We start from the raw sequence: 14,840 nt of genomic DNA on the forward strand, positions 1-14,840 counted from the left end.
GAGCCATGCCAGGAAAAAAGGGATTCATATTGTGCGTCTGTCAGGGAACCTGCCCCAGCTTTGGCAAGATGGACATCTTCGGTGTTTTGTCAGATGTGCGCCGGGAGAAAATCTTTGATTATGTCTGTTTACACCCGCAGCTCTGCGTTGCCGACGGCGAGGAGTTTCTGAAGGTGCTCCTCTCCGGCGGCGAAACGGAGAAAATCTATATCGCGGCCTGTGACCCACAGATGCAGTGCAAGATGTACCGCGATGCCTTTGAGGCGATTGGATTTGACAAGGCAAACCACGTCGCGCTAGACATCCGCAACAAGACAACCGAGGAAGCCGTGGCCGCCATCAAGGAAATGGTCACCAACACACTCTGACAGGAGGCCCATCATGAGCGAATGGCGGGGTATCCCACGAGAGGAAATTCCCTGGTTTCCAACGGTTGATGCTGAGAAGTGCATCGGCTGTCGGGAGTGTATCACCATCTGTAAAAACGGCGTACTTGCATTCGATGAAGAAACTCAAAAATCGATGGTAGTGAATCCTTATAACTGCGTGGTTGAATGCCGGACCTGCGCTAAGCTTTGTCCGGCTGAGGCCATCAGCTTCCCGGATGTGGCCGCCTTCAGTGCCTTTATCAAGGAGAAATTGGCTGCGAAGGAACCTCGTTAGTTGAAAATACCCTTGAAGGAGGGGACCGATGAAAATCGAAGTGCTGGGAACCGGCTGTGCAAAATGCAAGACCCTTTACGAGAACACGAAGAAGGCCCTGGAGGAAAGCGGCACGGTTGCTGAGGTCATTAAAATTGAGGACATCTCTTCCATTATGAAGTACGGCGTCATGAGTACTCCGGCGCTGGTCATTGACGGCCAGGTCAAGTTTTCTGGGAAGGTAGCTTCAATCGGAGAAATTATGGGTATGTTGCCGTGAGGGGGCTTATAGTCGCAGTTATTCTGCTGATAACCGCCGCTGCCCAGGCGGAACTTCCCTCCGCCACAGACTCCGCAGTACGCAATGCCCTCCGTTCAGGCAAACCTACTGTCATCGACCTGGGTGCCCGGACCTGTATTCCCTGCAAAAAGATGGCCCCCATCCTTGAAGGGGTGGCATCTGAATGTCGCGGCAAGGCATCGGTTCTTTTTATTGACGTGCATGAGGACAATGCTGCTGCCGAGCGATTCAAAGTCCAGATGATTCCGACCCAGATTTTTTTTGACGCGAAGGGCCGCGAGGTGAAGAGGCATGTGGGGGCGATGGAGAAAACGGATATCGTCAAGGAACTGAAGGCGGCGGGCCTTCGGTGACATTCCTCGATAATACAGAGCATATTATTGCGGCCTACCCTGTAATTGCATTCGGGGCGGTGTTCTTGGCAGGAGTTTTGTCCTCTGCCTCTCCTTGCGTTCTGGCAACTATTCCGTTGGTTGTAGGATTTGTCGGTGGCTATGCCGATGGAGACCGCCGTTGGGCCTTTAGGTACTCTTTGGCTTTCGTGCTGGGACTGTCACTGACGTTCACGGCCTTTGGCGCGGCGGCAGGGTTGTTCGGCACCATGTTCGGCACATTGGGAGGGCGATGGTACATAGCAGCCGGGATAGTCGCCCTGGTCATGGGTGGGCAGCTGATGGGTTTATATGCATTGCGGCTCCCAATACATTTAGAATACAGGCCAAAGCAGGGAGGAATCATTGGTTCCTTCCTCCTTGGCCTTTTCTTCGGTGTCGTGTCCTCCCCTTGCGCCACGCCGGTTCTGGTAGTCCTGTTGACGGTGGTGGCTACCAAGGGTGAGGTCCTGTACGGAGTGGCGCTGCTATTCACCTATGCCATCGGTCATTGTTTGCTGATGTTGGTGGCTGGAACGTTCACAGGTTTCGTGGAGTCGTTGGCAAGGGCAAGGGGAATTCTTAGCTTCTCTACCTGGACGAAACGGGCCGGAGGGTTGCTTGTCGCCGTTGTAGGATTCTACCTGCTTTTGCAGGCATTCTGAAATGTACTCAAATATGGATGACCAACGCATCATTGCACTTATCAATGATGGCGATACCCGCCACTTCCAGAATCTGTTCAACAGATATCAAGACAGAATCTACAACCTGTGCCGGTATATGCTGGAAAACCCGCAGGATGCCGAGGATGCCGCTCAGGATACCTTCATAAAGGCGTTCCAAGGGCTTAAAAGCTATACTCCAACCTCGAATTTTTATACCTGGCTCTACCGAATCGCCGTCAACACCTGCCTCGACTACAAACGAAAGTTCTCTATTTATTCTCTTTTCTTTTCAACCGATAACGAAGACCTGATACATAATTTCCCCTCGCCGAGCCCCTCTCCTGAAACCTCCTATGCCACCAGGCAGTCGATGCAAACCCTACAGTCAGCGCTTAACCTCCTTTCCAAAAAATTGCGGGTGATAATCATCCTGAAAGAACTGGAAAGACTGTCTTATGAAGAAATTGCAGAGGTACTTGACGTATCTGTGGGCACCGTGAAATCAAGGATTTCCAGGGCACGGGAAGAGCTGCAGAAAAAAATGAAAAAAATTACGGAACAAAAATGAGCGTGGACCGTTTAAGTCATAGGAGACCAGATATGAAATGCTCCGAAGCTGTAAAATACCTGTCGCCTTATGTTGATGGGGAACTGCAGGCGAAAGACCGGGCACGGATGGAAAACCATTTGGCCCAATGCCCTCATTGTACGGCAGAGTTTGCACAAATAAGAGCGTTGAGCCGCATGTTTGCCCAGGCCGAGCGATTTGGGGCTCCAGTTGCCTTAAACGCAAAGGTCATGGAGAAAATCGAGAGTAGAACGTCAGTCGGCTTTGCATTCTGGCCGGTGCTCACTCGTTTTGCGGGAGTTGCCGTGATACTGCTGGCAATCACCGGTGGCGTAATCTCTGGCGGCGTTCTGTTTAACCCCGTGTCAGCACACCGAAAGGGTGTCACTGTTGCATCAGCTCTTTCTCTGGAAAGCCTCGATGTCCTGCCGCCCGACTCGTTGGGACGAGCATATTTGACTGTCGCGGAGGAGAGGCGATGAAAATCAGCTTTCTGAAGATTGCGTTGGTTGTATCGCTGATATTTAACCTTTCTGTCCTCGGTACCGCAGGTTATTTCTACTACAAGAAAGACAGCTATTGGGTATCTCCTCTCGGAATCAGGATGCAAAAAGGCAAATTCTTGTTCGAGGAGCTATCCTTGCGTCCCGAACAGATAAAGAGCATGCGAGAGGAAGCCATTCCTTGCCGTGCCGAAATTGACAAAAGAAGGCAGGAAGTAGCGGCCAAAAGGGACCATCTCTTCAGCTTGATGCGTGCCGAAACACCTGACGGCGATGCCATTAAAAAAACCGTAGCTGAAATCACCGGAATCCAGGGTGAAGTGGAAAGCATGGTGGCGATGCATATTCTGAAAATTAAAGCGACACTGAATAAAGAGCAACAGAAGAAATTCCTCGATTTGATTGAGAATGCCATGTTGAAAGGAAGGCAACCCGGATGTCCGCCGATAATGCAGAATCAGTAGAACTGCACCAGCAATCCCGAACGATTGGATACCGGGTACTTGCGAGTAAGGTCGCAGTAATAGCGGTTTTTTTGGTGTCAAGCAGGGGCTATGCCTCTGAACTGCTCACCCTTGATGAGGCTGTGACGACCTCATTAAAGAATCACCCTCAAGTGGTCGAAGCCAAGGCAAACCTTCAAGGTGCCGAAGCAAGAACCGGCCAAGCGCTCGCCAGCTATTATCCCCAAATCAATATCTCTTCAGACTGGAGCAAAGGTCGTTCCTTTTTCACAGTGAAAGAAAGCGTCATGAATGCCGACGTGACGACCGACGCCTTGTACCTGAAGCAGACCATCTACGATTTCGGCAGGACCGCCGGTGCCGTGGAAGCAGCACGGTGGAATCGCTCAGCTGCTGCCGATTCCCTTGCCATAACCCGGCAGGATATCGCCTTCAGGGTAAGGAACGACTTTTATCTGCTGCTGGCCGCTGAGAAAGAGGTTCTTGCCGTCAAGGAGACGGTACAGGCCAGGGAAGCGGTATTTCGTCAGGCCCAAGAGTTTTTTAAGGAGGGAATCAGGGCAAAGGTAGATGTGGCTAGGGCTGAATCTAACCTCTACGCCGCCAGGACAGCTCTGATTCGAGCAGAAAATAACAGGGACATCGCAAGGGTGGAACTTGCCAATGCCTTGGGTATCCCTTCTTTGGGGGACCGTACTCTTGCGGAACCATCTTCCCCGTCTGTAACGCTACCAGAACGACTTCAGGTACAGAAAGATGCCATTGCCAACAGGGCAGAACTGAAACGTCTCGCTGCCTTGGAAAGCTCTGCTGCCGCTTCCCTGAAAACCGCCAAAAGCGGGTATCTTCCCATTCTGTCAGGCACAGCGAGTGTTGGCTATGCGGACAAAGACTTTCCTCCTGGAAGCAACGTGTGGGCAGTGGGTTTGAATCTGACGGTACCGCTGTTCTCAGGCTTTTCTACTGTTGAGCAGGTAAAGGAGGCCGTTGCACTCCAGAGTGTCGTTGAGGCACAGCAAAACAATCAGCGACTGCAAATCGTCAAAGAAGTGGAGTCGGCTTGGTTGGGAGTCGGGGAGGCAAGCGCCCGCATGTTATCGACAGAAAAGGAAGTTGTCGCCGCCGATGAGAACAGGACTTTGGCTGAGGGGCGCTATCATGAGGGTGTAGGCAGCATCATTGAAGTAACGGATGCTCAGTCCCAGTCCCTCGACGCCAAGACGGCTCACATTCAGGCAGTCTATGATTACCGTACCGCTTTGGCGCGGTTGGATAGAGCTGTAGGTAAAGATTAAGAGGTATTCCGGAAGGAGTGATACATGGAGCTGTTTAAATCCCTGGCTAGAAAGAAAAAATACGGCATTTGGCTCTTAGTCCTTGTGGCCGCTGTCGCATTGGTAAAGCTGACTCTTCTAGCGCCGCAGAAAGTGAAGGCCGTGACACTGGAAAAGCGTGACTTGACCGCACAGGTCTATGGCAACGGCACGGTTGAGGCTAAGGTGGTCGTGGGGGTGTCCAGCAAGATAACCGGCAAGATAGTCGAGCTTTATGCCGACCAAGGGGACCATGTTAAACGTGGGCAACTCCTCGCCAAACTGGAAAACGACGACTTTATCCAGCAGCAGCACCAGTCAGAGGCAGGTGTGAAAAGGTCGATAGCAAGCTTTGATGTGGAACAGGCCAACCTGCAGAAGGCCAAAGCGAACTTTGTACTGGCCGAGCGGAATGCTCAGCGGTATAGGACGCTTGCAGACAAGAATCTGGTATCAAAGCTGGAGGCCGAACAGTACGAGAATACGTACCAGGTTGCCAAGGAGGAGGTTGCCCGAAGCAACGCCGCCCTAGAATCTATCCGGATGGAACAGTCAGCAAACCGGGCCGGACTTGGCTTCGCCAAGAGCAAGGTTGCCGACACCCTCATTTACGCTCCGCAAGATGGTGTCATCATCACGAGGGATTTGGAGAAAGGAGCCACGGTAACGCCGGGCATGTCAATCTTCACTATGGCTGACCCTCGTATTGTCTGGGTGAAAGCCAATGTTGATGAATCCCTGTTGAAAGGGGTCGCGGTAGGCAAGAAAGCTCTTATCACTCTCCGTTCCACGGCTAATGAGCAGTACCCCGGCCAAGTGGCCCGCCTTGGCCGCGAAAGCGACCGTGTAACCGAAGAACTTGAAGTGGATGTGGCTTTTAACGAGCCGCTGAAAAACTTCCGTCTGGGAGAACAGTCCGATGTGTATATCATCACCGGGACGAAAAAGGATTCTCCATCGCTACCCTCAGCAGCCATCGTATCCAAGGATAAAAAGCGTGGCGTATGGGTTGTGGTAAATGGAAGACTCACATTCAAGCCGGTTACTGTCGGTATCGAGGACCGTAAAGGTTTCACTGAAATCACGACCGGCCTTGACGGTGGGGAGCGGATTGCTATAGCACCGCCACCTGACATGGCAAAATTCAGCAACGGCATGAAGGTGGCGGTGCAATGAATCTTGCTATCCGGGATATACGCTATCATCGGGGGCGTTTCATTCTCACCTCAATTGGTCTCGGTCTCCTTCTTGGGGTGGTCATGAGCATGGGGGGGATCTATCGTGGATTGTTTGCCGATGCCCTGGCAGTGCTCAACTCCACAAAAGCCGATATCTGGGTAGTGCAACAGGATACCAACGGCCCTTTCGCCGAAAACTCCCGTATACCTGAAGACATCAAGTACCGTATCAAGGCCGTCCCTGGAGTGGCCGATGCTTCGCCGCTTTCATTCCAGACAATTCAAATTGAGCGCCAAGGGAAACCATTCCGATTCTTTCTGATTGGATACGATTTAAATGGTTTCGGCGGCCCACCTGCCATCCTTGCAGGGCGGAATATCCGCCAGAAACACTATGAAATGGTGGTCGCCAAGGCCATGAAGATGGACGTTGGAGAAAAAATTCATCTGGGGCTTCATGACTATACGGTCGTCGGAATCACCGGAAAAGTCGTCTCGTCAAGTGGCGACCCGGCTGCATATGTGAGCCTTGCAGACGCTCAGGATATTCAGTTCAAGAAAGACAATGATGCCATCAGGAACGACCGGGAAAGAGTAGGGGCGAATATAGGCAAAATTCAAACTCTCTCGCAAACACAGGCAAAGTTTTTGACGAAGAATATCGCAGATATCACGGAATCTACCCATATCGTGAATACGGTTGTGGCTAAACTAGCTCCTGGCGCAAGTTTGCATGAGGTGCAGGAACGGATTAAGCGCTGGAATCACTTCCTCGCCATCTCCGGTGAAGAACAGACAAAAATCCTGACCAAGGGGATGATAGAAAAGGCTCGGATGCAGTTGGGGCTGTTTCGCATCATCCTGTTGGTCATTTCTGCGGTCATCATCTCCCTTATCATCTACACATCAACGCTTGACAAGATTAAAGTTATTGCCACCTTAAAGCTGATTGGGTCACAGAATCGGGTTATCGTCGGCATGATTCTTCAGCAGTCGCTCCTCATGGGGGTTATTGCCTATGCAATTGGGTACATCCTGATTTTATTAACTTATGAAAAATTCCCCCGTCGAATCGTCCTGGAGCCTTTTGACCTACAAGCGCTTTTTGCCATTGTCATGGCAATCTGCATGATTTCCAGCTTTGTGGGGATTCGGAAGGCTCTCAAGGTCGAACCTGCGGAAGCGTTGGGTGGGTAAGCATGTACGCTATTGAAGTTGATAATCTCACTAAAATTTATGGCAGAGGTGAAACGGCGGTTACGGCAATCTCGGACGCCACATTCCAGGTTAAGCCGGGAGAACTTGTCGCTATCCTCGGGCCATCTGGGTCCGGGAAGACTACTCTTCTTACCGCAATTGGTCTGATTAACGAACCGACACATGGTAAGGTAATCATCGATGGTGCGACGGTAGCAGATGAAGGATGGGTGCCTGGCCTCGACCTGAAAAGGCTGCGGCGTGAAAAGCTGGGATTCATCTTCCAGGCGCACAACCTTATTCCATTCCTGACGGCGCTCGAAAATGTTATGGTTGCGCTGGAGATTAACAATCTCACTAGTAGCGAGGCCAGAATCAGGGCCACAGAACTACTGAAATCGCTTAATCTAGGGCATCGACTGAATAACTACCCAACGGCACTTTCGGGAGGCGAGGCACAGAGAGTTGCGATTGCCAGGGCCTTAGCCAACAAGCCGAAGGTTATCCTTGCCGATGAACCAACAGCTGCGCTTGATACCGAGAACGGAAAAAATGTCATGTCCCTGCTGAAGTCTCTCGCCGTTGAAAACCACTCTGCCATCCTGGTGGTCACTCATGACCATCGCATGGTGGAAGGATTTGACCGAATTTTTGATGTTCGTGACGGCAAGATTGTTGGTGAACATAGTAATGGCAAGTAAAGGCTCAAATTCAATCCTAAACAAGGGCTGTCCACATCCACTTCTGCGCTTATAGTAAAGGCAAGTGCCGCTATTCTTCCAACCCGATAAACTTAAGCAACCGCGGGTAGTCGGCGTTGATCACCTGCTCCTCCCTGATCCCCGCCGACTGCGCCAGCGCCAGCGCGTCGTCGAAGATCCCGACCGCCTGGGCGATATGGGCGTCGCTCCCGATCATGATGGGGGCTCCGATGGCGGCGCAGAGCCTGGCGATCTCGAGGCAGTTCTCGCAGCTCCCCTTCCGGCTGAGGCCGAGCGAGGAGTTGTTGATCTCCAGCGCGGTCCCGGTTTCCAGGGCCGCCTTGGCGATGACCTCGTAATGGAGGGGATAGACGGGATTACCCGGGTGGGAAATGCAGCGTACACGCGGGTTGGCCATGACCTTCAGGAGCGTTCCCGTGTTACGGTCCCGGTCCTTGCCGCAGTAGCCGCAGTTTTCGTGCAGCCCGGCCAGCACGAAATCGAGCTCCTCCAGGACCGGCTGTTCCAGGTCGAGGGTTCCCTGGTCGTCGAGCACGTTGGCCTCGATGCCGCGGAGGATCCTGACCCCGGCGATGGTGCGGGGGATGAAGCGCAGGGCGCTGAAGTGGTAGCGGTGGGGGCCGCCCGGCATGGAGGGGCCGTGGTCGGTGATGGCGAGCGCCTGGAGGCCTGCCTGGCTGGCGGCGGTGGCGAGTTCGTTGACGGTCGAGTAGGCGTGCCCGGAGGCGATGGTGTGGGTGTGCAGGTCGGCGATAATTTTCATGGCCGGACTATTTCATATGGTCTACAAAATGTCAACAGAGGGACAAAGTCAAAAGCCTCGAACGCGGATGACGCGGATTTAACGGATCTACGCGGATAAGTCCTAAGGCCAAACCAAACTCTTCTGGGTAAACCAAAAGCAATGCTGCAAATGGATGCCGATCCTTGTTTCACGTCATTTGCTTTGGTCATTACACCGGCTTTTGTTTTGTGTGATCCGCCTTTATCCGTTTAATCCGCGTCATCCGCGTTCATAGATTGAGGTTTCGAAATAAAAAAGGGGCGCACCTTTCGGTACGCCCCTTCGGGTTCAGCATGGGGTAAAGCTTACTTCACAGCGGCGCCAACAGCTTTGGCCAGGGACAGAGCGGTGTCCTTGTAGGGGTTGGCGAAGAGGATGATGAGGCAGACGACCAGGGCGTAGATGGCGAGGGACTCGATCATGGCCAGACCGATCATCATGGTGGTCAGGATTTTGCCGGAAGCGCCCGGGTTACGGGAAACGCCTTCGACGGCGGATTTAACCGCGAGACCCTGGCCGATACCGGTACCGAGGGTACCAAGGGCCATACCGATGCCAGCTGCCAGAACGCACATAGTAAAGAATTCCATTTGCTTCTCCTTCTAGGGTTTATTTTCCTAAACAGTATAGGAATGAAAAAAGCGAGTTCTAAGTTCTAGGTTCCAGGTTGTAAGTCCTATCGGTTCACAACGTAGAACCTAGAACATAGAACCTAGAACATGTTTGCCTTGTTAGTGCGCGTGCTCCAGCGACCCCTGGATGTAGATCATCGCGAGCAGCATGAACACGAAGGCCTGGATGAAGGAAACCAGCACGCCCATGAGCATCATCGGGAGCGGCACCAGGAAGGGGGCCAGCCCGAAGAAGATGATGAGCACCAGCTCGTGGCCGTTCATGTTACCGAAGAGACGAAGGGTCAGGGAGATCACGCGGCTGAAGTGACCGATCAGCTCGATGAAGAGCATCATCGGGGCCAGCCAGGCGATGGGTCCCAGGAAGTGCTTGATGTAGCCGGCGCCGTGCTCCTTGAGGCCGACGATGTGGGTGGTCACGAAGACCACCACTGCGCAGGCCGCGGTGGTGTTGATGTTGGCGGTCGGCGGGAAGAAGCCCGGGATCAGGCCGATCAGGTTGGAGACCAGGATGAAGATGGCCAGGGTGGCGATCAGCGGGAAGAACGGCTTGCCGTGCTCGCCCATGGTCTCCACCAGCATGTTCTCCACGCCGCCCACGATGACTTCCATGAAATTCTGCATCCCGGAGGGAACGGCCTTCATCCCCTTGGTAGCGGCCAGGGAGAGCAGTACCAGCAGGGCCATGATCAGCCAGGTGTAGATGATTGCGTCCGCGCCACCCTCACCGATGCCGAGGGGTTTTACCATCTCGCGGAAAAACTGCAGGAACAAATACGGATGAACCATGCTGCTAGCCTCCTTTACGGACCGACAGATATATTGAAAAGGCGATAATGTTGATCACCACGACCGAGAGCCCGATCACCAGGCCGAAGATGCTGGCCTTGAGCTTCACGATCAAAACGTACAGAAGGAGCGCCATGATGGCGAGCCTGAGGATAAATCGAAACAGCGCGAAGCGCGAGGCGTTGGCCGGGAGCTGGGCCAGGGCCGCCTGCAACCCCCTCCTGATCCAGAGAAAGTTGGCGGTCGCCAGCACCCCTCCGGTGAAGAGGGAGATCCCGAAGCCCGCCGAGACCAGGAGCGCGGTCGCCGCTCCGGCAACCGCCGCCAGGGCGAGGCTGCCGATGACCAGCCGGGGGAAGATGTTATCCTCGTTTATCGTTGTCCGGCCCGCCATTGCGCATTTCTTTCCCGGCGATCACCCACAGGTTCCTGAAACCCGCCACGATGCCGAAGAAAAGAAAGATGAAAAAGAACCACGGTTTGGTGCCGAGCCAGGCGTCGACCTTGAGGCCGATGAAGACCCCGATGGCGATGGCGACCGCGAAGGCGATCCCCATGGTGGAAACCATGCCGAGGGTCTTGAGCAGGCTCTTCTTATCCTCGTCCATGTCGGCTGACCTCACTCTCCGCGGCCTGCGCGGACGAAAACTTAGGCTAAATAGCACGGCTGTCTACAAAATGTCAATTAATTTTGGCGCCAGAGGGCAATTAATTAACGACTTATCCCGCGGAGCCGTCTCCCTTCGCTCCCCTCCCGGCGCGTGCTCCGCCGCTGGGAGGGGTCGGTGGGGGGGAGTAACTTCGGGCGTTGCGTGCCCCGGCGGCGTGGTTAAACTGATAGAGAATTTTAACGCGAGCCGTCGAGGGGCGCGGCCGGCGGTGACCGCGCCGGATCCCTCCCGCGGAGGTGACCATGTCAGCGATGCTAGGCGAGATGCTGCTGAAGGTAGGGGCGCTGAAACCGGAACAGCTGGATCAGGCCCTCCAGGCCCAGGCCATCTATGGCGGCAGGCTGGGCACCAACCTGGTGGAGATGGGATTTCTGAGCGAGGAAGAGCTGGCCCGGGCGCTCCACGAGAAGCTCGGGGTCCCTTGGGTGGAGCCCGCCCAACTAAACGACCTTCCCCCCGACCTGCTCGCCCTGATCCCGGCCGAGCTGGTGGCGCGCTACCGGGTGGTCCCGGTGGCGGTCTCGGGGAGGCGGCTCACCCTGGCCATGGCGGACCCCTCCGACTTCCGCGCCATCGAAGAGATCGGTTTCGTCACCGGGATGGTGGTCCAGCCGCGGGTCTGTTCGGAGCTGCGGCTCTCCCTGGCCCTTGAGCGCCACTACGGGATCAAGAGGGCCGTCCGCTACATTCCGGTGGAAGGCGGCTTCCGTTCGAGGTTCACCGCCCCGTCCTCGCCGCGGGGTGCCAAGGAGCGCGGCGGCGAACTGATGGCCGACGCGCACTGGGAGGAGGGAGAAGAGCCGCTGGATGCGAGACTCCTGGCCGAGCGCTTCTCGTCTGCCACCAGCGCCGCCGAAGTCCTCTCCATCCTCATGCGTTACCTCGCCTCCGAATTCGACGTCGGTGCCTTTCTCAAACTGAAGGGTGGGGTGGTGAGCGGGGTGCGCGCCCTCGGCGCGGGGGTCGATCCCGAGCGGGCCGCGGCCTTCGCCTCCCCCATCGACGAGATCCCCCTGCTGGCGTCGGTGGTCAAGGAGCGGAGCTTTGTCGTGGGGGAGGTCGCCACCGGAGACGGCAACGAAAAACTCTTCACCGCCCTCGGGGTCGCCCCGCCGGCGGTGGCGGCCATGCACCCCCTTTCCCTGGACGGCCGGGTCGCCGCCATCGTCTGCGTCTGCGACCGGCAGGGGCGCCTTTCGGGAGGGGCCTTCGACCTGCAGCGGGTGACCTCGATGGCCGAGCTTGCCTTCGCCATGACCTGCCTCCGCAAACAGATCCACAGCTGCTGAAAGCCTCGGCACCGGTCGAGGCCGGCCTGCCGCCGTAAGTCGCGGCAGCAGGCCCCGCCCCCCCTTAACTCCCGCCGTCGTCCACCCGAAAAAAACGGCGCGATTTCTGCAGAGACCTTCCGGTCTCCGGCCGCCCCCCACCCCCGTCTTACTCCCTGGATCCGTCTTCGCCGTGACAAAACGTGCCTCTCCTGTTGGTCATCGAGGCGCCGTCAACTACACTATATTCAGCTGTTGCAATTCACATAGGGCTGCTGATAGTATCACTCACCGCTCAAAGCACGACCCCATCCGGGGTAATGCCGCAGCCCCGTTCGGAGAGGTAAGACCCATGTATTTCCTTGTAGTAGAAGATGAGGCACGGGCCGCGGCCCAGGTTCAGAAAGGTCTGGCCGAGATGAGTGTCATGTCGGATCTGACCAATAACGGCCTCGAAGCCGTGACTATGGCCCAGAAAAAAGAATACGACCTGATCATCCTCGACCTGATGCTCCCCGGGATCAACGGGCTGGAGGCCTTGAAGAGGATCCGCGGGCTCGGCATCTCCACCCCGGTCATCATCCTGACCGCCCGCGACTCGGTCCACGACCGCGTCACCGGGCTGCAAAGCGGGGCCGACGACTACCTCGTGAAGCCGTTCTCCTTCTCCGAGCTCATGGCCCGCATCCAGGCACTGCTTCGCCGCGGCGCGGTGGTGCAGCAGGACGAGATCCGGGTGGCCGACCTGGTGGTGAACTTCTTCGCCCACCGGGCCTCCCGCGGCGGCAAGAGGCTCGACCTGACCCCCAAGGAGTTCGCCCTCCTTTCCCTCTTGATCAGGCGTAACGGCGAGGTGCTTCCCCGCTCCCGCATCGCGGAAAGGATCTGGAATCTCGGTTTCGACTCCAACCTGAAGATCGTCGACGTCAAGATGGGGAACCTCAGGGCCAAGGTGGACGAGCCGTTCGACAAAAAACTCATCCATACCGTGCGCGGCGTAGGGTACGTGCTCGAGGACCGGGATGCCCCGCAGGAATAGAGTCCCCGAAAAGCCGGGCCGCAACTGGTCGATCGCGCGGCGGCTCGCCATCCTGCACATCGCCGCGGTCTGCATAAGCTACATCCTCTTCGGCCTGGTCTTCTACGGCGCCCGTGCCAACCAGCTCAGAAACGCCGACCACAAGATCTTCCGGCAGGAGCTCTCCGGCATCACCCACATGCTGCGGGAGCCCAACGCCGTGGAGCTGGTGGGGGAGGAGCTCAGGTCGCAGCTGTACGAGCCCGACGACGTCCATCCCCTGCTCCGCTTCCTCGACCGGGAGGGGCGCGTGATCCGGGAAAGTCCCTCCATGGCGACCCGGCTCCCCGGTTCCGCCTTCGCTTCGCTGCCGCGCGACAACAGCATCACCCTCTGGAAGAACCGCGACGGCGACTACTTCCAGCTGGCGGTGATACCTCTCGAGGACAACCCGCTGACCGGGAAGGGAGGGGTGTTGCAGGTCGGGGTGTCGGCCCGCGAACAGCGGACCATGGGGGTTACCCTCCGCTACTCCATGATCGCCTTCATCGGGTGGGGGCTCCTCTTCGCCTTCATCTGCTCCCATTTCATCGTCTGGCTCGGCCTGAAGCCGCTGGAAGACATCTCCCAGACCGCCCTGAGCATCACCAAGCGCGAGCTCCATACCAGGATCGATCACTCCACGCTCCCGGTGGAGCTGGTCTCGCTGGCCGAGTCCTTCAACAGCATGCTGGCCCGCCTGGAGGAGTCCTTCGCCCGTCTCTCCCACTACTCCGGGAACCTGGCCCACGAGCTCAGAACCCCCATCAACACCCTCATGATGGCCGCCGACATCGCCCTTTCCCGCGAGCGAAGCGCCGAGGAGTACCGTGCGGCGCTGGCCGCGAGCCTGGAGGAGTTCGGCCGGCTCTCCTCCATCATCGACCGCATGCTCTTCCTGGCCCGGGCCGACATCGAGAAGCAGGACCTCTTTTTGCAGCGCCTCGAGGTCGCCAGCGAGATCGAGAACCTCTTCGACTACTACCTGGACGCCGCCGAGGAGGCGGGGATCGAGCTTACCACCACCGGCAACGCGACCATCCTCGCCGACCAGACCCTGATCCGCCGGGCCATCAGCAACCTGATCCGCAACTCCCTGGCCCATACCCCCGAGGGGGGCAACGTCTCGGTCTCCGTCCGGCAGGGGGCGCAACTGACCACCGAGATCACCGTGGCCGACACCGGCTGCGGCATCGATCCGGTCCACCTCCCCCACATCTTCGACCGCTTCTACCGTGTGCAAAACGACCACGAGAAGGTGCGGGAAGGGACCGGCCTCGGGCTTGCCATCGTGAAGGCGATCATGCAGATGCACCTGGGAAGCGTCGAGATCGAAAGCGAACCGGGGGTGGGGACCCGGGTGACCCTCTCCTTTCCCCCCGCCGAAAACGGAAAATGACGATTTCTTAATCTGCCCCTTGCTGTTTCGTTAACGCGTTATTGCCTCCCCGTTGCGCAATAAAGGGCGATTTAGCGGAGGGTTACCGCAGCAACGCGGAATAGCCGCGTCGGCGACCCCGCTTCGGTAAACGGAGGAGCGCGACAAGCTTTTTTTTCTCACCTTTCTTCATCCCTTCTCTTACCGCTTCTCCCCCGCGTGCCACGTAAAGCCCGCTATCGAGAGCATCAGGCCCCCGCTTCCTCCCGCCCCGCACCCCCCTCGTCGGCGGTTTCCGCCAAATGGCTGGCGTATCTCTTGCAAATTACGGCCG

20 protein-coding genes are annotated in these 14,840 nt (G+C 56.5%); 15 read left to right on the top strand and 5 right to left on the bottom strand.

The window, feature by feature from the left end; translation table 11 throughout:
* Positions 1-5: 5 nt before the first annotated feature.
* From ACYVL5_RS02940 to ACYVL5_RS02995, 12 genes are read left to right on the top strand one after another with little or no spacing between them, the layout of a single operon-like run.
* A complete protein-coding gene (locus ACYVL5_RS02940) occupies positions 6-368 on the top strand; it encodes a heterodisulfide reductase subunit A-like protein (protein ID WP_460594056.1) in 363 nt (120 codons plus the stop codon).
* A 13-nt stretch (positions 369-381) separates the two neighbouring features.
* Positions 382-663 carry a 4Fe-4S dicluster domain-containing protein gene (locus tag ACYVL5_RS02945; protein ID WP_460594057.1) on the top strand — a complete coding sequence of 94 codons (282 nt, stop codon included), beginning with the start codon at positions 382-384 and terminating at the stop codon, positions 661-663.
* A 28-nt stretch (positions 664-691) separates the two neighbouring features.
* Complete coding sequence (locus ACYVL5_RS02950) at positions 692-922, top strand: thioredoxin family protein (protein ID WP_460594058.1); 231 nt, start codon at positions 692-694, stop codon at positions 920-922.
* Complete coding sequence (locus ACYVL5_RS02955; RefSeq protein WP_460594059.1) at positions 919-1,296, top strand: thioredoxin family protein; 378 nt, start codon at positions 919-921, stop codon at positions 1,294-1,296. Before ACYVL5_RS02950 ends, ACYVL5_RS02955 begins: the two co-directional genes overlap by 4 nt.
* The gene (locus ACYVL5_RS02960) at positions 1,293-1,979 is read left to right on the top strand and encodes a cytochrome c biogenesis CcdA family protein (RefSeq protein ID WP_460594060.1); all 687 of its coding nucleotides are present in this window, start codon (positions 1,293-1,295) and stop codon (positions 1,977-1,979) included. The genes ACYVL5_RS02955 and ACYVL5_RS02960 overlap by 4 nt, the downstream gene beginning before the upstream one ends.
* A gap of 13 nt (positions 1,980-1,992) precedes the next feature.
* Entirely contained in the window at positions 1,993-2,550 is a 558-nt protein-coding gene (locus tag ACYVL5_RS02965) for an RNA polymerase sigma factor (protein WP_460594061.1), read from the top strand.
* A gap of 32 nt (positions 2,551-2,582) precedes the next feature.
* Positions 2,583-3,032 carry an anti-sigma factor family protein gene (locus ACYVL5_RS02970; protein ID WP_460594062.1) on the top strand — a complete coding sequence of 150 codons (450 nt, stop codon included), beginning with the start codon at positions 2,583-2,585 and terminating at the stop codon, positions 3,030-3,032.
* The gene (locus tag ACYVL5_RS02975; protein ID WP_460594063.1) at positions 3,029-3,517 is read left to right on the top strand and encodes a Spy/CpxP family protein refolding chaperone; all 489 of its coding nucleotides are present in this window, start codon (positions 3,029-3,031) and stop codon (positions 3,515-3,517) included. Before ACYVL5_RS02970 ends, ACYVL5_RS02975 begins: the two co-directional genes overlap by 4 nt.
* Entirely contained in the window at positions 3,490-4,812 is a 1,323-nt protein-coding gene (locus ACYVL5_RS02980; protein ID WP_460594064.1) for a TolC family protein, read from the top strand. The genes ACYVL5_RS02975 and ACYVL5_RS02980 overlap by 28 nt, the downstream gene beginning before the upstream one ends.
* A 24-nt stretch (positions 4,813-4,836) precedes the next feature.
* A complete protein-coding gene (locus ACYVL5_RS02985) occupies positions 4,837-6,006 on the top strand; it encodes an efflux RND transporter periplasmic adaptor subunit (protein WP_460594065.1) in 1,170 nt (389 codons plus the stop codon).
* A complete protein-coding gene (locus tag ACYVL5_RS02990; RefSeq protein ID WP_460594066.1) occupies positions 6,003-7,205 on the top strand; it encodes an ABC transporter permease in 1,203 nt (400 codons plus the stop codon). Before ACYVL5_RS02985 ends, ACYVL5_RS02990 begins: the two co-directional genes overlap by 4 nt.
* Before the next feature lie 2 nt (positions 7,206-7,207).
* Positions 7,208-7,906 (top strand): ABC transporter ATP-binding protein, encoded by a 699-nt coding sequence (locus tag ACYVL5_RS02995; RefSeq protein ID WP_460594067.1) that lies wholly within the window; start codon positions 7,208-7,210, stop codon positions 7,904-7,906.
* A gap of 70 nt (positions 7,907-7,976) precedes the next feature.
* Here ACYVL5_RS02995 and ACYVL5_RS03000 read toward each other — a convergent pair whose 3' ends face one another.
* From ACYVL5_RS03000 to ACYVL5_RS03020, 5 genes are all read right to left on the bottom strand, one after another.
* A complete protein-coding gene (locus ACYVL5_RS03000; RefSeq protein WP_460594068.1) occupies positions 7,977-8,690 on the bottom strand; it encodes a phosphatase in 714 nt (237 codons plus the stop codon).
* Between the two features lie 326 nt (positions 8,691-9,016).
* Positions 9,017-9,301, bottom strand: a complete 285-nt coding sequence (atpE, locus tag ACYVL5_RS03005; protein ID WP_460594069.1) for an ATP synthase F0 subunit C — start codon at positions 9,299-9,301, stop codon at positions 9,017-9,019.
* Between the two features lie 141 nt (positions 9,302-9,442).
* Entirely contained in the window at positions 9,443-10,132 is a 690-nt protein-coding gene (gene atpB / locus ACYVL5_RS03010) for a F0F1 ATP synthase subunit A (RefSeq protein ID WP_460594070.1), read from the bottom strand.
* Positions 10,133-10,136: 4 nt separating this feature from the next.
* On the bottom strand, positions 10,137-10,526 hold the full coding sequence (locus tag ACYVL5_RS03015) for an ATP synthase subunit I (protein ID WP_460594071.1): 390 nt from the start codon (positions 10,524-10,526) through the stop codon (positions 10,137-10,139).
* Positions 10,495-10,740 carry an AtpZ/AtpI family protein gene (locus ACYVL5_RS03020; RefSeq protein ID WP_460594072.1) on the bottom strand — a complete coding sequence of 82 codons (246 nt, stop codon included), beginning with the start codon at positions 10,738-10,740 and terminating at the stop codon, positions 10,495-10,497. Before ACYVL5_RS03020 ends, ACYVL5_RS03015 begins: the two co-directional genes overlap by 32 nt.
* A 305-nt stretch (positions 10,741-11,045) precedes the next feature.
* Here ACYVL5_RS03020 and ACYVL5_RS03025 point away from each other — a divergent pair, with 305 nt between their 5' ends.
* The 3 genes from ACYVL5_RS03025 to ACYVL5_RS03035 all read left to right on the top strand — a co-directional run bounded on the left by ACYVL5_RS03025 (position 11,046) and on the right by ACYVL5_RS03035 (position 14,527).
* Positions 11,046-12,092: a GspE/PulE family protein gene (locus ACYVL5_RS03025; RefSeq protein WP_460594073.1), complete on the top strand. Its 1,047-nt coding sequence runs from the start codon at positions 11,046-11,048 to the stop codon at positions 12,090-12,092.
* Between the two features lie 331 nt (positions 12,093-12,423).
* Entirely contained in the window at positions 12,424-13,110 is a 687-nt protein-coding gene (locus tag ACYVL5_RS03030) for a response regulator transcription factor (RefSeq protein WP_460594074.1), read from the top strand.
* Positions 13,094-14,527: a sensor histidine kinase gene (locus ACYVL5_RS03035; protein WP_460594075.1), complete on the top strand. Its 1,434-nt coding sequence runs from the start codon at positions 13,094-13,096 to the stop codon at positions 14,525-14,527. Before ACYVL5_RS03030 ends, ACYVL5_RS03035 begins: the two co-directional genes overlap by 17 nt.
* Positions 14,528-14,840 lie beyond the last annotated feature (313 nt).

This window comes from Geomonas sp. Red276, from assembly GCF_054784495.1.